Source organism: Rhizobium sp. Leaf321, assembly GCF_001423215.1.
Classification (GTDB): Bacteria; Pseudomonadota; Alphaproteobacteria; order Rhizobiales; family Rhizobiaceae; genus Neorhizobium; species Neorhizobium soli.
The window spans coordinates 188,712-204,755 of record NZ_LMOF01000005.1; the positions used below are offsets into that span (position 1 = coordinate 188,712).

12 protein-coding genes are annotated in these 16,044 nt (G+C 60.8%); 7 read left to right on the plus strand and 5 right to left on the minus strand.

Annotated elements, in window-relative coordinates:
• Positions 1–26 precede the first annotated feature (26 nt).
• From ASF70_RS04575 to ASF70_RS04600, 6 genes are all read left to right on the plus strand, one after another.
• Positions 27–1,370 (plus strand): MFS transporter, encoded by a 1,344-nt coding sequence (locus ASF70_RS04575; RefSeq protein WP_062577819.1) that lies wholly within the window; start codon positions 27–29, stop codon positions 1,368–1,370.
• A 17-nt stretch (positions 1,371–1,387) separates the two neighbouring features.
• Positions 1,388–2,356: a flavin reductase gene (locus tag ASF70_RS04580; protein WP_062577821.1), complete on the plus strand. Its 969-nt coding sequence runs from the start codon at positions 1,388–1,390 to the stop codon at positions 2,354–2,356.
• 25 nt (positions 2,357–2,381) lie between these two features.
• Positions 2,382–3,263 carry an MBL fold metallo-hydrolase gene (locus ASF70_RS04585; protein WP_062577822.1) on the plus strand — a complete coding sequence of 294 codons (882 nt, stop codon included), beginning with the start codon at positions 2,382–2,384 and terminating at the stop codon, positions 3,261–3,263.
• A gap of 39 nt (positions 3,264–3,302) precedes the next feature.
• Positions 3,303–4,427: a zinc-dependent alcohol dehydrogenase family protein gene (locus ASF70_RS04590; RefSeq protein WP_062577824.1), complete on the plus strand. Its 1,125-nt coding sequence runs from the start codon at positions 3,303–3,305 to the stop codon at positions 4,425–4,427.
• A 588-nt stretch (positions 4,428–5,015) separates the two neighbouring features.
• Positions 5,016–5,606, plus strand: a complete 591-nt coding sequence (locus ASF70_RS04595; protein ID WP_062577828.1) for a DUF4360 domain-containing protein — start codon at positions 5,016–5,018, stop codon at positions 5,604–5,606.
• Between the two features lie 57 nt (positions 5,607–5,663).
• Positions 5,664–7,055: a DUF4360 domain-containing protein gene (locus ASF70_RS04600; RefSeq protein WP_062577829.1), complete on the plus strand. Its 1,392-nt coding sequence runs from the start codon at positions 5,664–5,666 to the stop codon at positions 7,053–7,055.
• An 80-nt stretch (positions 7,056–7,135) separates the two neighbouring features.
• On the opposite strand, the gene ASF70_RS04605 is transcribed toward ASF70_RS04600, so the two are convergent.
• The 4 genes from ASF70_RS04605 to ASF70_RS04620 all read right to left on the minus strand — a co-directional run bounded on the left by ASF70_RS04605 (position 7,136) and on the right by ASF70_RS04620 (position 13,877).
• Complete coding sequence (locus ASF70_RS04605) at positions 7,136–10,264, minus strand: efflux RND transporter permease subunit (RefSeq protein WP_062577831.1); 3,129 nt, start codon at positions 10,262–10,264, stop codon at positions 7,136–7,138.
• A 30-nt stretch (positions 10,265–10,294) separates the two neighbouring features.
• Entirely contained in the window at positions 10,295–11,407 is a 1,113-nt protein-coding gene (locus ASF70_RS04610) for an efflux RND transporter periplasmic adaptor subunit (RefSeq protein WP_062577833.1), read from the minus strand.
• Positions 11,408–11,460: 53 nt separating this feature from the next.
• Positions 11,461–11,745, minus strand: a complete 285-nt coding sequence (locus ASF70_RS04615; RefSeq protein ID WP_062459967.1) for an EF-hand domain-containing protein — start codon at positions 11,743–11,745, stop codon at positions 11,461–11,463.
• Between the two features lie 233 nt (positions 11,746–11,978).
• On the minus strand, positions 11,979–13,877 hold the full coding sequence (locus ASF70_RS04620; RefSeq protein WP_062577835.1) for a mechanosensitive ion channel domain-containing protein: 1,899 nt from the start codon (positions 13,875–13,877) through the stop codon (positions 11,979–11,981).
• Between the two features lie 279 nt (positions 13,878–14,156).
• Here ASF70_RS04620 and ASF70_RS23520 point away from each other — a divergent pair, with 279 nt between their 5' ends.
• The gene (locus tag ASF70_RS23520; protein ID WP_082471801.1) at positions 14,157–14,429 is read left to right on the plus strand and encodes a hypothetical protein; all 273 of its coding nucleotides are present in this window, start codon (positions 14,157–14,159) and stop codon (positions 14,427–14,429) included.
• Positions 14,430–14,494: 65 nt separating this feature from the next.
• On the opposite strand, the gene ASF70_RS04625 is transcribed toward ASF70_RS23520, so the two are convergent.
• Positions 14,495–16,021, minus strand: coding sequence for an ATP-binding protein (locus tag ASF70_RS04625; protein ID WP_162237951.1), 1,527 nt, complete (start codon positions 16,019–16,021; stop codon positions 14,495–14,497).
• Positions 16,022–16,044 lie beyond the last annotated feature (23 nt).

The window sequence follows — 16,044 nt, forward strand, 5'->3', positions numbered from 1 at the left end:
CCAATAACAGCTCGGGGAGGAGCTTCATGGCCACGCAAACATCCGACATCCGCAAGGTCGCACTGGCGAGCTTTATCGGGTCGACCCTGGAATGGTACGATTTCTTCATTTTCGGTACTGCCACGGCACTCGTCTTCAACAAACTGTTCTTTCCGGAATTCGACCCGGTCACAGGTATGATCGCGGCCTTCGCGACCTTCGCCATCGGGTTCATTGCCCGGCCTCTCGGAGGCATCGTGTTCGGCCATTTCGGTGACCGGATCGGCCGCAAGGCGATGCTGATCCTCAGCCTCACCATGATGGGCGGAATCACATTTCTGATCGGTCTTATCCCGACCTATGCAGTCCTCGGCGTCGGGGCGCCGATCCTGCTTACCGTGCTTCGCTTCCTGCAGGGCTTTGCGGTTGGCGGCGAATGGGGTGGAGCGACCCTGATGGTCGTCGAACACGCGCCCAACGAGACGCGCGGCTTTTTCGGCAGCTGGCCGCAGATGGGCATTCCGGCGGCTCTTCTTCTTTCGTCCGGCGTGATGGCGCTTGTCGGCGGGTTGACGACGCCCGAGCAGTTCATGGCCTGGGGATGGCGCTTGCCCTTCCTGTTCAGCGGTATCCTTCTGGTCTTCGGCATCTTCCTTCGCCGGCGCCTCGCGGAATCACCGAGCTTTCAGAAGCTGAAATCCGGTGGCGAACGCCAGCGCCTGCCGATCGTGGACGTGCTGGGCAAGCATGGCAAGAAGACAGCGCTTCTGGTCGCCTGTCAGGCCGCGGAAAACACCAGTTTCTATATCGTGGCGGTGTATTCGCTGGTCTATCTGACGACGGTCGTCGGCATCGACCGGGCGACGGCGCTTAATTCGCTGATGATCGCAGCCGTCTTCTGCTTTATCGCCCAGCCCCTGTTTGCCGGACTTTCCGACCGGATCGGCCGCAAGCGGGTGTTCATGGGGGGCATGATCTTCAACGGCCTCTTCATCGTGCCGTTCTTTCTTCTCATGGATACGGCGAGCGTATTCTGGATCACCGCTGCGATGACCCTGTCCATCATCTTCGGGCAGGCCACGACGCAATCCACCCAGCCCAGCCTTTTCGCCGAGCAGTATGGGGCGTCGGTCCGCTATAGCGGCGTGTCCGTCGCCTATCAGTTCGCAACCGTGCTCTGGAGCGGACCGACGCCGATGATCGCAGCCGCGCTCTGGGCCTGGTCGGGAAGCTGGATACCGCTTGCCTGCTACATCATCGCCGCCGCCTGCCTGTCGGTCGTCACGATCATTCCGTTGCGCGAGGCGGCCGGTGCCGATCTCGAAGACGAACAGAGCGGCTCGCTGCCCCAACCGGCATCATCCGCAAAGACCATTCATCACCATCAATAAGACAGGGAGCAATCACCATGTCCAACGACCCCCGCATTCTGCGTAACGCGCTTGGATCCTTCGCGACCGGCGTGACCGTCGTCACCACCCGATCCGCGGGCGGGCAGGATATCGGACGCACAGCAAACAGCTTCAGTTCGGTGTCGCTCGATCCGCCGATGATCCTCTGGAGCCTTGCCAAGACATCCTCGAGCTTCGACGATTTCCGGCAGGCGGGCCATTTCGCAGTTCACATCCTGTCAGCCGAACAGAGCGACATCTCCGGTCTTTTCGCCAGCAAGAAGGAAGACAAGTTCGAGGGGCTGACCGTGGAGAGGGGAGACGGCGACATTCCGCTGCTCAAAGACTGCGCTGCCCGTTTCGAATGCCGGACCGCCCATCAGTATGAAGGCGGGGACCATATCATTTTCGTGGGCGAGATCACCGGGTTCGAGCATTCGAGCACACCGCCGCTGGTCTTCCATGGCGGGCAATACGGCCGGCTCATTCGCCACGCGGGCGAAAACACCTCGTTTGAGAAAACGGAAAGCAGTCTTTCGCCCGATGATTTCATCTACCAGATCTCACGGGTCTTCTATCAAATCCGCAACGACGCGGTGGTCGAACGCCGGCGGCGCGGATGGAGCGGCGCGGACTATGCCGTGCTGACGCTGCTCGGCCATGAGGATGGCAGGACACTCGACACCATCAGCGAGATCGGTCGCTCGCGCGGAGACGAGATTACCGACGAGACGATGGCAAAGCTCGAGGCCGAAGGGTTGATCGAGATCGACGGGACAGCCCCACGGCGTGCGCATCTGACGGGCGCGGGACGCAAGGCGATGATGGAGATCGTCGCCATGCTGAAGGCTGCCGAAGCCGACTGCCTTGCGCTTCTCGACGAAAACGAGGTCTGGGTGCTGAAACAGTTGCTGAACCGGCTTGCGACATCGACTGATTCCGGTTGGCCGCCGGTCCGGCAACAGGCAGTTGTCGCGAGCGCGTGAGCAGGCCCGAACTTCGGAGAATTTCATGACCCGTTTTGCCATTGGAGACATCACCGTTTCGGCCATCTGGGAGCTGGAAGATACATCGTTCCGGATGAAGACGTTCTTCCCTCTCGTTACGGACGAGATCCTCGAGCGCGAGCGTTCCTGGCTTGCACCGGCTTTCTACGATGCCGATAGCGATCGGATCAGGCTCAGCATCCATGCCTGGCTGGTCGACACCGGCCGGCACAAGATCCTGATCGATACCTGCGTCGGCAACGACAAGGAACGGCACGCTCGCACCCAGTGGTCCAACCTTTCGACCCCGTTTCTCGAGCGTCTTCGCGCAACAGGCGTTGAGCCCGAGGACATCGATTATGTCTGTTGCACCCATCTCCACGCCGATCATGTCGGCTGGAACACAAGGCTGATCGACGGACGCTGGGTTCCGACCTTCCCGAATGCCAAGTACATCTTTGGCCGCACAGAGTACGATTACTGGGCCGAGAAATACGGCTCCGATCCCGGCGGCCATCATCTTGCAGCCTATAGCGACAGCGTTCTGCCCGTCGTGGAGACCGGTCAGGTCGTGCTGGTCGACGATGGGTATGAACTGGATGGCTGCCTCACGTTCAAACCGGCGCCGGGCCACACGCCTGGCCATGTCGCGATATGGCTGCATTCCAATGGCCGCGAATGCGTGTTTTCAGGCGATATCATCCATCACCCGATCCAGCTCAAATATCCGCAACTGAGTTGCATGGGCTGCGAAAATCAGGCCCAGTCCGCGCTTACGCGGGCAGCATTGCTGGGCGATATCGCCGACACCGAGACTATGCTGATGACGGGGCATTTCCTGGCGCCGCACGCCACGCAGATCGAAACCGACGGCGGAAGTTTTCGCATGCGGTGCAGACAATGCTAGTTTTCACGCGCCGCATTCCAGATTCCAGAGAGGTATGACATGAAGATCCGAGCCGCAACGCTTCGCCAGACAGGCGCGAGCATGCCTTATGCAGAGAGCAAGCCGCTTGAAATCGCCGAGCTGGATCTCGATCCGCCGGGGCAGGGAGAGGTGCTTGTGCGCATTCGTGCCGCAGGGCTCTGCCACTCGGATCTCTCGGTGATCAACGGAAGCCGGCCGCGACCGCTGCCGATGGCAATCGGTCACGAGGCCGCGGGCGAAGTGGTGGAGCTGGGTGAAGGTGTCGACGATCTCGAGGTCGGCGATCACGTCGTGCTTGCCTTTGTGCCAAGCTGCGGCCACTGCCTTCCCTGTGCGGAAGGAAGACCGGCGCTCTGCGAACCGGGCGCTGCAGCAAACGGCAAGGGCACACTACTGACAGGCAGCATCCGCCTGAAATCGCATGGCGAGCCGGTCCATCATCACATCGGTTGCTCGGCTTTTGCCGAACACGCGGTCGTGTCGCGCCGCTCGATCGTCAAGATCGACAAGGACCTGCCGTTCAACGAAGCAGCGCTGTTCGGCTGCGCGGTCCTGACCGGCGTCGGCGCGGTGGTGAATACGGCGAAGGTCCAGGCAGGCCAGACCACGGTGATCATCGGCCTCGGCGGGGTCGGGCTTGCTGCTCTGCTGGGAGCTATTTCGGCGGGTGCGGCGCAGGTCATCGCCGTCGACCTCTCGGATGAGAAGCTGAGCATCGCCCGCGATCTGGGCGCCACGGCGACATTCAATGCCCGCGATGCGGACGCGGTCGATAAGGTTCGGCAGCTCACCAATGGCGGCGCCGATTTCGCTTTCGAGTTTGCCGGTTCCGAAAAGGCGCTGGAGAGCGCCTACAGGATGACACGGCGCGGCGGGACGACGGTGACAGCCGGACTGCCGGCACCCACCGCGACGCTTCCCCTCAACATCGTCAGTCTCGTCGCCGAGGAGCGAACGCTGAAGGGCAGCTATATCGGCACCTGCGTCCCCGTCCGCGACATTCCGCGCTACGTTGCTCTCTACAAGTCCGGGCGCCTGCCGGTGAACAAGCTTCTCAGCGGCGAGATCCGGCTCGACGAGATCAACGAAGGTTTCGACCGCTTGCACCGAGGCGAAGTGATCCGGCTGGTTGTTCAAATGTGACGGCGGGCTTGAGCGGTAGAGACGATCACCATCGGGCGTCGCTCGGTGTGAATTCTATGTCGTCGCCGTGCCCGGTGTGGACAGCTTGAACGACATTCGAGGAAATCCATCGCATGATGCCGTCGAGGAGCGGCATCCTTTAGGACGATAAAGCCGCTGATAACCGCCATCAATCGCTTTTTGCCTCTGCGCGCGCCGGTGTTCGGCAGCCCGCGAGGATTGAGATGGTCCGGCTTCACTGGAACGGATGGATGGTGCCGTCGCAGCGCAACTCGACAGGCCAATGCCGAGGCTGACCGCCAGAGCTGAAAGACGCAAAGTTGTGCCAATCCTGAACATCTGAATCTCCTCGGTCAGTGCTTTTTGCTTCGATGGATCCGGTTTCTCGCGCAAAGTGATTGGATTGCCTTAATTAGACCTACGAAAAGTACCTTCACCGCCACTTTTAGTTAAAAATCTTTTAACTCTCCTACTGACATTTGGCATCAGGCGAATGACTCCGACATGAATGTCCCACTCAGGAGAAGTTCAGCTCACTCGCGTCATGCCGCTACCGAACGCCACGTTCGACAAAATTTGAGGAACCCCATGAAAACCGCAGGTCTCTTGCTCGCATCTCTCCTTATGGCCTCGGCCGCCCAAGCAGACGATATCTCGCTTGGCACACCAGGCTATGGCGGAAGTGGTTGCCCTTCTGACAGCGTATCGGCGACCATCAGCCCTGATGGAAAGGCTCTCAGCCTGCTGTTCGACAACTACATTGTTGAAGCCGGCGGTGATACCGGCAAATCCCTGGACCGCAAGACCTGCAACGTTGCCATACCGGTCCATGTCCCGCAGGGTCGCAGTGTTTCGGTCCTCGCGATCGATTACCGCGGGTTTAACCAGCTCCCACGCGGCGCGCGCTCGCAGTTCAATGTGGAGTACTTCTTCGCGGGCAGAAGTGGCCCGGCATTCACAAAAACGTTCAACGGCCCGGTCGAGAAGGATTATCTGATTTCAAACAAGCTCGTTGCGGAATCACTGATCTGGTCGGCGTGCGGCGAGGACGTAAACCTGCGCACCAATTCCAGCATCCGCGTCAATACCACGCGCAAGCAGGAGGCCATGGCGACAGTTGATACGCAGGACGTGAAGGCAGCGATCGTCTACCAACTTCAGTGGCGCGACTGCCGCTAAAAAGGAAAATCCGGGGCAGCACGGTCGCTGCCCCCCCGATGCCGGGAATATTTTGTCATGCGTATCCGCCGTTTCCTCCCGCTGCTTGCTGTGGTCAATTTCTCTGTTCCAGATCTGGTGCTCGCAGCAGACGGATGCGCTGAAGGGACATACTCGCGCGTCCGATCACCCGACGGCAACGCGACCAGTTATCTGTTCGACGATTTTTCGGCGACAGCGGGCGGTGCCTCCGGTATCCGCCGCGCCACGACACGCTGCTCTCTCAGCGTACCGGTGACACAGCCGGATGGTCACTCAGTTTATGCGATGGACTATCGCGGCTTTGTTTCGACGTCGGAAGGGCTGGCCGTGTCCATTCAAGCTCTCAAGGATCGGATGGAGATACTGAAATACGAGGCGTCCGGCCCAGTGGATGCCGACGTCGCGGTTGGTGGCAAGGTCGGGGTCTCGGGATCGAGCACACTCGACCTTACAGTGCTCCTCACATCCGCCGGGCCCTTGGACGATGAGGCCCAGGACGCAATCCTGTTCCTCGATACCATCGATTTCGCTCGCCTCGGCTTCACCACAACCCGCTCCGTCGTGGACTCGATGAACCAGATTGCACATCAGCGGCAGTCCATTGCACTCGATCTTTCTCAAACAGCACTAACGCTGTTAGGCCAATCCGAGCGCTTCGACAGCGGAAGCTATGTCTCTCTCTCGGGCAACAGTGACGCGGCGGCGGGCTTTAACGCTCGCTGGGAAGCTGGCAGCGGCTTCAGCCTGCTTGGGGGCGCAACACGCGTCAGCGCGAGCGCGTCGGACGCTCTCTCGGACGACCTTGCGCTCTTTGCCGGAGGTATCCGATACACGACTGCGCCGGCAACATGGCGTGCTTTCGGGGAGGCTGGCGCATGGGGATCGCCCGATGTTTCCGCGTCGCTCACCCGAAGCTACATGAACATCGATGAGATGATCCAGACCGGGGGCGCGACATCTGGATCGTTGTTTGCGTCCTACGCTCGGGTTGGTGTCATCTACGCGCCCGACGATACCAACGAACTGGCGCTGTCGACCCGTTTCGCTCGATCCTGGCTCGACCTCGATGGCTATGGGGAAGACAAGACCGACAATCTCTTCGCCGCCAGGATGGGATCCGGCTCAACGATCACTGACAGTCTCGGCGCCGAATTAGCTTGGAGCCGCAAGCTCGATGAGCGGTTCGACCTGACGCTTTTACTGGGTGTAGGACGCACGTCCGCAGACAAGAAGGGCGTAGAAGCCTCCGTCGACTGGGTCGGCGATGTCAAGGGCAGCACAGAGGACCAGAATTATGCGGCGCTTGGCGGACGCATCGGGTGGATGGTTACCGAAAAATGGCAGGTCAACACCTCTGCCGCAGCAACGTTTCGCGAAGACGCCGATCCTGTATGGAGCATCGGCGGCCAGCTGAAGGCGTCGTTCTAGGTCCCCGCAACGAAAGCGCTTACGTGGAGGTTCGGTTTCATGCGAACGACTTTACAAGGCTCTCTGCTTGCCGGCCACAGTTAGCTTGAAACTGGAACGCGACGTTTGAAGCGCTCTTCCATTCTCTGCATGACGACGAAGAGCGACGGTACGAAAACGACGGTCAGGCAGGTTGAGCCCATCATGCCGGTCAGAACCGCGAGCCCGATCGACTTTTGCGCGCTCGCTCCCGCCCCGGTCTGCAGCACGAGCGGCACGACGCCGAGGATGAAGGCGATCGACGTCATCAGGATCGGTCGAAGCCGCGTGATCGCGGCCCTTATGGCCGCATCCACAATCTCTGCGCCGTCATGCAGCCGCAGATGCCGCGCGGTTTCAACGATCAGGATCGCGTTTTTGGCCGACAGTGCGACGAGCAGCACCAGACCGATCTGCGTGTAGAGGTTGACGGCGGCATTGAGCGACAGCAGCGTCGTAGCCGTTCCGATCAGCGCGAGCGGGACGGTCGCGATGACGCTGAACGGTGCGTACCAGCTCTCATATTGGCCAGCCAGAACGAAATAGACCAGAAGCAGGCTCAGGCCGTAGACCAGATAAATCTGTCCGCCGAGTTCTCGTTCCTGGTAGGACACAGCCGTCCATTCCCGTTCGAAATTGTGAGGCAGCAGCGACTTTGCGATCCCGTCGAGTGCATCGAGCGCCTGGCCAGTCGAATAGCCTTGCGCCTGCGAGCCGATGATTTGAGCGGATGGATAGAGATTGTAGAGGCTGATCAGCGCAGGCCCGGTGGCCGGTTTTACGTCTGCGATCGAGCCCAGCGGCACCATCTGGCCGGAGGCGCCGCGCAGCCGAAGCCGCTCCAGGTCGGCGACTTCGGCGCGCCTTGAGGCGTCTGCCTGTACATAAACCTGGAAAATGCGGCCGAAGAGGTTGATCTGGCCGGAATAGGACGATCCGATGTACTGGCTGACAGCGTCATAGGCGCCGCCGACATCGATCTCGGCGCGCTGAGCCTTGCTTCGATCAATCGAGACGGCAAATTGGGGGGCGTCGGCACGGAACGGACTGAAGGCTTCGCGGAATGTCGGATCAGACCCTGCTGCACGGGCGATGCTGGCCGCCACTTCTTCCAAAGCCGCATAGTCGAAGGCGCCGTCACGGGCCTCTACCTGCATGGTGAAGCCCGCCGCGTTGCCGATACCCTGGATCGGAGGCGGCGGAAGCACGAGCGCCTGTCCGTCCGGGAGATCGGCAGTCAGCCTCCGCAGGTAGGTGTAGAGCGACAACAGGTCATCTCCCTGTTGGCGAAGGCTCCAGTCCTTGAGGATCACGTAGAGGACACCCGCGTTGGAAAGGCTGGCATTGTTGTTGAGGGCGGAGACGCCGCTGATTGCGACCGCCGTTTCAACGGCATCCAGCTTCTCGACCCGCCCCCGCAGGTTTTCGATTGCGAGGCGTGTGCGCTCGAGCGACGCGCCCTCGGGCAACTGGACCGATACCAGAAAATACCCCTGGTCCTCGATCGGCAGGAAGGCCGTCGGCACCTGCGCCAGCAGGGAGAGCGAGAGCGCGACCAACAGCAGTGCCACCAGCGAGACCGTCACACTGAAACGGGTCATGACCCTCACCAGCCCTGCATAGACCCGTTCGACGGCATCGTAACTTGCGTTGAAACCGCGGTAGACGACGTTCTTGCGCGGCTTCAGGGCATGTGGTTTCAGCCATAGGGCGCATTGGGTCGGCTTCAGGGTCACGGCGTTGACCGCGCTGATCAGGGCCGTGGCGGCAATGACCAGCGAGAACTGGCGATACATTTCGCCACTGAGGCCAGGCAGAAAGGAGGCCGGGAGGAACACGGCAAGCAGCACAAGTGTGATGCCGATGATCGGGCCCATCAACTCGTCCATGGCAAGCGCCGCAGCCTCCGTTGGCGTTTTTCCGTCATCGAGATGGCGAGCAGCGGCCTCGACCACGATGATTGCATCGTCAACCACGATGCCGATGGCAAGGATGATGGCGAACAGGGTGGAAAGATTGATGGAGAAACCGAACAAGGCCAATGCGCCGAAGGCGCCGATGATGGTGACAGGCACCGTAGTGGCAGGCACCAGCATCGCGCGCCAATCCTGCAGGAAGATGAGGATGACAACCAGCACGAGGACCGCGGCTTCCACCAGGGTGTGGTAGACATCATCGATGGCGGCCTTGACGAACAGCGTCGTGTCGAACGGCACGGAGTGGCGAAGCCCTTCGGGAAAGTCGGTCGACATGACCTCCAGTTTCGCCTTGACCGCCGCTACGACGTCAAGCGCATTGGCCTCGGGCAACAGAAACAGTGCGAGGCCTGCCGCCGGCTTTCCATCGAGACTGAAATCCTGGCTGTATTGCTGAGCACCCAGCTCTACCCGTGCCACGTCGCGCAGGCGCACAAGATCACCATTGTCATTTGCGCGCAGGACGATGTCTTCGAAGGCCGCCACATCGGCGAGCTTGGAGTCGAGCTTCAGCGTGTATTGGAAATCGCGCCCCTCCGGCACCGGTGGAAGGCCAAGCTGGCCGGCGGACGATGTGCGGCTTTGCTGACGGATCGCGTTGTTCACATCTGACGGCATGAGACCGCGTGCCGCCATCAGGTCCGGATCCATCCAGATGCGCACCGCATAGTTGCCGGCGCCGAAAACCGAAACACTACCGACGCCGGGGATGCGAGCGATCTGATCGATCAGGTTGATGGTTGCATAATTGGTCATGAACAGGCTGTCATGATCCGGGTTGTCGGAGGTGAGTGCTACAATCGCCAGAATAGCCGTCGAGCGCTTGGCCGTCTGCACGCCTTGTGCCTGTACGGCATCCGGAAGGGAAGGCGTCGCACTCGCCACACGGTTCTGCACAAGGATCTGCGCCGCGTCGGGATCGGTGCCGATGGCAAAGGTCACGGTGAGTGCGTAGGTGCCGTCACTGGTGGAGGTCGATTGCATGTAGAGCATGCCCTCGACCCCATTGACCTTTTGCTCGATCGGCAATGCCACATCATGGACGATCGTCTCGGCGTTGGCACCGGGATAGCGTGCCGTCACCTGCACCGAGGGCGGTACGACATTCGGATATTGTGCGACAGGCAGGCCGACCAGCGCCACCAGACCGAGTATGACGGTCAGGAGCGCGATCACGTTCGCAAGCACCGGTCTATCGATAAAGAACCTGGCCATCCTGGGGCATTCCCTGTTTCTGTAAGCAGATCAATCGAGTGCCGTCACGACTTCGACGACTTCTCTGGCACGCAACCCAGCCCCGCCCTTGACGATCACGCGGTCGCCCTCTCTCACGCCATTGACAACCTCCCGTCGGCCGCCGGCGGCTTTTTCTCCGAGCGCGACCTTGACGGCTGCGACCTTGCCTTCGGCATCGACGATTTGAAGCGTTCGGCCCAACTGGGAATTGCCGATCGCGGCCTCCGGCACGGTCAGTGCCTTGCGCGTGACGATCGGGACTCGGACGCGGGCAAACATGCCCGGCGATAGCAAGCGGTGCGTGTTGGCAATAACGCCGCGAAGGGTCATGGTCCCACTCGCGCTATCCAGCTCTGGCGCGATGTAGTCGAGATATCCACTGTAAGGGTAGGTCGCATCACCCTGAAGACCGGCTTCAACCCGGATCGCCCCGAGGCTCCTCAGGTCTATATGGCGCTCAGCCATCGCGCGGCGAATGGCGATTACCTGCCGCTCATCGGCCGAAAAGATTACGTGGAGCGGGTCCGGTTCGACCAGCGAGGCGAGCTTCGGAGCCGAAGCGGCATTGATAAAGGCGCCGAGATCGGCCGCGCGTGCGGATAGGATACCGTCGAACGGCGCCTTCACTTCCGTGTAGCTGAGGTTGATGTCAGCACTTCGCACCTTGGTCTTGGCGGCCTCGACCTGTGCCTCGGCTGCCAGTCGCTGTGCCACCGCCGATTCATTTGCGCTTAGCGATACGACCTGCTTGGCAGAAAGTCCTTCCTGCCGGGCCGCGTTTGAGACCGCCTGTTGCAGGTTGGCCTGTTGCTGACGCAGTTCTGCTTCGGCAGCTGCGAGGCTGATGCGATAGGGTTCGGGCTCTATGAGAAAGACGACGTCACCTTTTCGCACGGTGTCGCCGTCATTGAAGTTCACTTTCTCGAGCGTACCGGAGACTCGGGCGACGAGGTCAACCTGGTTGACCGCGCGGAACGTTCCCGTCGTCTCCAGGTACAGCGTCACCTCGACGAGGGTAGGTGCCTCAACCACGACTTTCCGCTTCTCCGCCTGGGCACAGGCCTGCCCGACCCAGCCAATCAGCAGAGCTGCGGCCACCACGGGCAACAGTGCATGTTTCATGGAAAGATCCTTCCCTTGCGCATGTCGTGGCAGGCCTGCTCAGGGAGCGGCAGCTATTTCAGCGACTGCAACTCGTTCGGCGTCAGGAGTCCGTTCTTGTCCTTGTCGATCCGGCCAAACGCCAGGTTGTAGCGACCGGCCTGCTTGACCTTGAGGGCTATCGGCTTTCCGGACGCTGCCATCGTGTCGATAAAAACCTTGAATTCGGGTTGGTCCAGCATCGTGTCGGCGTTCTTGTCTGCGGTCATGAAGGCCTCCTGTTGCGCATAGCCGCTCGAAGCGACGGCGAGCCCCCCGAAGACGACCAGAACAGGGGTGATCAGCTTAACGTTTGCCATTTCGATCTCCTTTGAGTGTTGCGATATCCGTCAGGTTGATCCCTGTGTCGGGAGCCTCCTGCCGGGCGGACGCGGTCAGCAGTCCATTCTTCAGTGGCGGAACTGCCAGCATCAGCTAATCCGGACCAGTTCTTCGCGACGAGGCCGCAGGACCTGCTTCAAGGGACTGGTCAATGTCCCTGCGATGCTGGACGGCACGATCAACCAAAGGCTGCACTGAAGCCATCCCATGTTCATGGGGTCTGCACCTCGTCCAGCGTGCCAGCCACCGGGGCTGCCGTGGCGCGCCTTTCAGCAAGGGAGACATGGACGCCATCTGGCGCGAGATCGAAGCCGGAGGCTTTGAGCACTTCAAGCAGCAGAGAGCGGATCAGGGGAATGGCGGTCACCGCTGCGGCACGCGCCAAATTGAAGCTCAACACCAGCTCCCTGGTCTGCACATGGGCTTCAGGCGGGCTGATGGCGATCTTGCCGATGATATCGGCCTGAAGCCTGGTTTCGCTTCGAAGGGTCGACGCCGCCAACCGCAGTAACCGCGCGTGCCCGACGGCGTCCGTTTCGTTCTCCAGTCTCAGGCTCACCCGAGCGAGGACGAGTCCGCGACTGCGGCTGACAACGGTCTCGATCTGGCCGTAGGGAATTGTATGCAGCCTGTCATCCAAGCCGCGCAGTCTGAGACTGCGGATCAGTATCTGCTCCACCCTGCCGGGAGTGGAGTCGATCTCAATCTCTTCGCCGAGCCGGAAAGCATCGTCCAGCATCCAGAAAATGCCCGATATTACGTCCTTCACCAACGCCTGGGACCCGAGACTGATGGCCAGACCCAAAATGCCGGCGCCGGCTATGATGGGAGTGGTGTCGACCCCCAGAACCGACAGGGTCACAAGCGAGAAAATCGATCCGATGAGCCCCAGCAAGACCACACGCAGGATCGGCAGAACCGTTGTCATACGCGCAAGGTGCAACTCCGCGTCTTCCAGCGAGGTGAGAGCCTCCTCCGGCATCATGCGCGACTCTACCCATGCGTGGGTAACCGCGGCGAGCACGGCAGCGAGCACCAACACCAAAAGCGAAAAATTGATCTGCCGAGAGTATTGCGGCCAATCCTGTTGCGGGATGACCGCAAGTGTGCCGACCAGCCAGTACTCGACGATCAGCCTGAGGATGACAGCTGCCGCCAAGGCATCGATCACCACCCTCACCACGAACAGTCGACGCATCACCTCGGGCTTGCGCGACAGCTGGATCGAGAGGGCGATCGAGCGATCGAAGGCCAGCGCCAGCATAAGGGCGATCATTGTTCCCTTGATCCCCTGGTACAGGTCAAACTGCTGCATCAGCCAGCCCCATATCCACAAGCCTGACACCAGCAGGATCATCCAGGCGGCGACCATGTGTAGCAGCGGCGTCAGGCCGTGACGGCGCAGAAGATGCAGTAATCTCAAAGCCGCCGCCATCATGGAAAACGCGCCGAGTATCGCCAGCAGCCGCACAGAGTTCGGCGGCATGCCGACGCGGGCGGCTGCGGCCAGAAGGCACACCATCAGGTATCCGCACGCCAGGATCACGGCGCTTCGCCTAAGTCCTTTTTCCGCTCCGCTCTCGTCCAGCGGCAGAAGCCGCAAATGAGGAGTGCGGGGCGAAAAGACAATGCCTAGAAAGGTAATGGCAGACAGCCAGTAGATGACGGAAACGAGAAACTCCCTGGCAAAGCCGTCCCCGAGCGGATCGGCGCTCAGCAGTCGAACGGCTATTGCGCGCCCCACTGCGATGGCGGCCAGCAACGGCACAAGGCTCCAGGCCGTCCGTTTCAAGACGGCGAGGAATGGGACGCGTTCGCGCGCGGCAGCCTCGCGTCGGCCTCTCAGACCGTAACTGCTGAGCAGAAAAATCAGCATGACGACACCGCCGGCGCCAAGGCTGAGGGCAAGAACCCTGGGCGCCGAGGTCATGGACACCGTGCCCGCCCATAACAGTTCCTGATCAAGATGTGGCAGGGCAAGCGCCGTGTCCACCAACGCCGTCTCGAGACGATCGACGACCTGCTCTGCACTGACGATCCAGTCCGCGACGTTGACGACAGACTGATCGGGGGCCGGGGACGGGCCTGTTGCAGTCGCGGAGACGTCCATCGTGCCAGTCCCGTTCGCACTTGCAGAGAAACTACGGCTCGCCCGGCAAACCGGCCTGGCGAGCTATCGATAGTTTCAACCATTAAGTGCGTTTAAGATGCGCATCCACCCCATGTTCATGGCGTATTCGCGGTACCGGAAACGGGCATGATGGGGTCAAGCCGGTATCCGTCGGCGCAGTTTAGAATCCGGGAGACATTCGCCATGAAACATCGCCCAAATGGTTTCAAGGCCGCATTGGCCCTTACCTATCTTGCCGTGCTGGCAGCGCCAATTTTCATGGCCGCGCCGGCGGCGGCCGTCGTGTATTGCAACGCCGTCGGCGTCCCAAAAGGCTGCGTGGTGCGCCCCCCGGCCGCGGTGGTCGTTTACTGCACGGCGCCGGGGGTTCCGCTTGGTTGCGTGGCGCGTCCCGTGGCAAGGACCGCGATCTATTGTACTGCTCCGGGCTTGCCGGTTGGGTGTGTCCGCAGGCCGGGCGTTCGCGCACCCGGTCTCGGTGTCGCGCCGGTCAATCGTGGTGGCCCGAGGAACCGTCTCGGCATCAGATAGTCCAGGCGATGGAAGTGTCTCCGCGCTCGGTTCCTATGACCTTATCCGCGCGCTCCCCGCGGGCATCAGCCCCCTTGGGTGGCTTCGGGGAAGTCGGCGGGTAGCAGCAGCGAGACCGTTGTGCCGAGCGGTGCGCTTGTGACGGACAAGGTCACATCGCAGAGGGCTGCGCGCTTTTTCATGTTGAGCAAGCCTCGGCCCTGCACCGTCCCGGCCCCATTCACCGCATCGACCGCAAAGCCGCAACCGTTGTCCCTGACGGAGATCTGGCCCCTCGCGTCGCCGTCGGGGCCAGGTATGGTCTCGATCATGATCGTCACGATCGATGCGCCCGAGTGTTTGATCGCATTGGTGACAGCTTCGTCAAGCAGCCTGATCACCTGGATAACGTGCCTTGGACGCAGGCCCGGATAGACGGGAAGTCCGTGTGACGACTGTACGCTCCAAACCAGCTGCATGTCGTGGGCGCGCAACTGGCCTGATATCCGCTCCCTCCAAGAACCAAGGGCAAGCATGAGGTCGCCATCGATCTCTTCCATTGCGTTGATGACCAGACGAAGATCGCGCAGCGCAGCGCGAGCGGCATCTCCGATTGTATTCGTTGTATCTCTCGGCTGTTCGGCAAGAGCGACGATGCTGACGAGTTGCCCGCCCAACCCGTCATGCAGGTCCCGCATCAATCGCGTCCGCTCCGATGCCAAAGCCGCCGCCCTTGCGCGTTCTTCTTCGCGGGAAAAACTTGCCCTGAGCTTGACTTCGGCCTCCGACACTTGCTTCACCAACCGGTCGGCGAAACTGTCGGCATCATTCAAAGCCTGGACGAAACGCCAGGTCAGCCAAACTCCGATGACGATCAGAACGATCGAATAACCGAACCAGCCGATAAAGATCCGTTCACCCGGAATGAGCCGGCTGACCGTCAGGATATCGTTCAGGGCGCATCCCAGCATGACTGAGAATACAGGCGCCATTATCAGCGCCTTTCGGTTTCCGTGCAGAGCTGCGTTGCCCAAGAGCACGCAAGCAACGGCGGCGCAGAGAGCAATCGTTGGTGGCCCTAGCGGCAGGAAGATGGCGTGAAGTAAATCATGCTGTCCGGTAAGGCCCGCAAAGGCAATAATAATGCCGGGTACGAATGTGAGATGAAGCCATCGCGGTGGCGGCATGTCGATGAAGCGTACGATGAAGTGCAGAACCAGCGGCGCTTGCGTAACAACGGCAGCGCCGACGAGGCCGAGCGTCTGTGGTGATGCTGGCATCGAGACGAAATACTGAAAAAAACCGATCAGCATGGCGAGCGCAAGCAGCCCATAGCTGCGATCGTTCCGGCGGTTGATCCAGATCAGGCCGAGGATCGCTCCTAATGTCGCCTGTCCGGCAACGAGTATGAGGGGCAGGGTCTCGAACATGATCGACCGCTGATCGTGAACCGGTCTCAGGACCTTGTCCGGACCGGCATAAACGCTGTCCAGATAGCCGCCGACCGGCCCCCATGTGACGAGGTGAATGATCAGCTCATTGCGCCCCTCATGCAGCAGGCTTTCCGGAATCGTCGCTATGGCGGACGTATTGCGGTCGGGTCTGCGGCTCATAACATTCCGGTGCGTATCGTGGA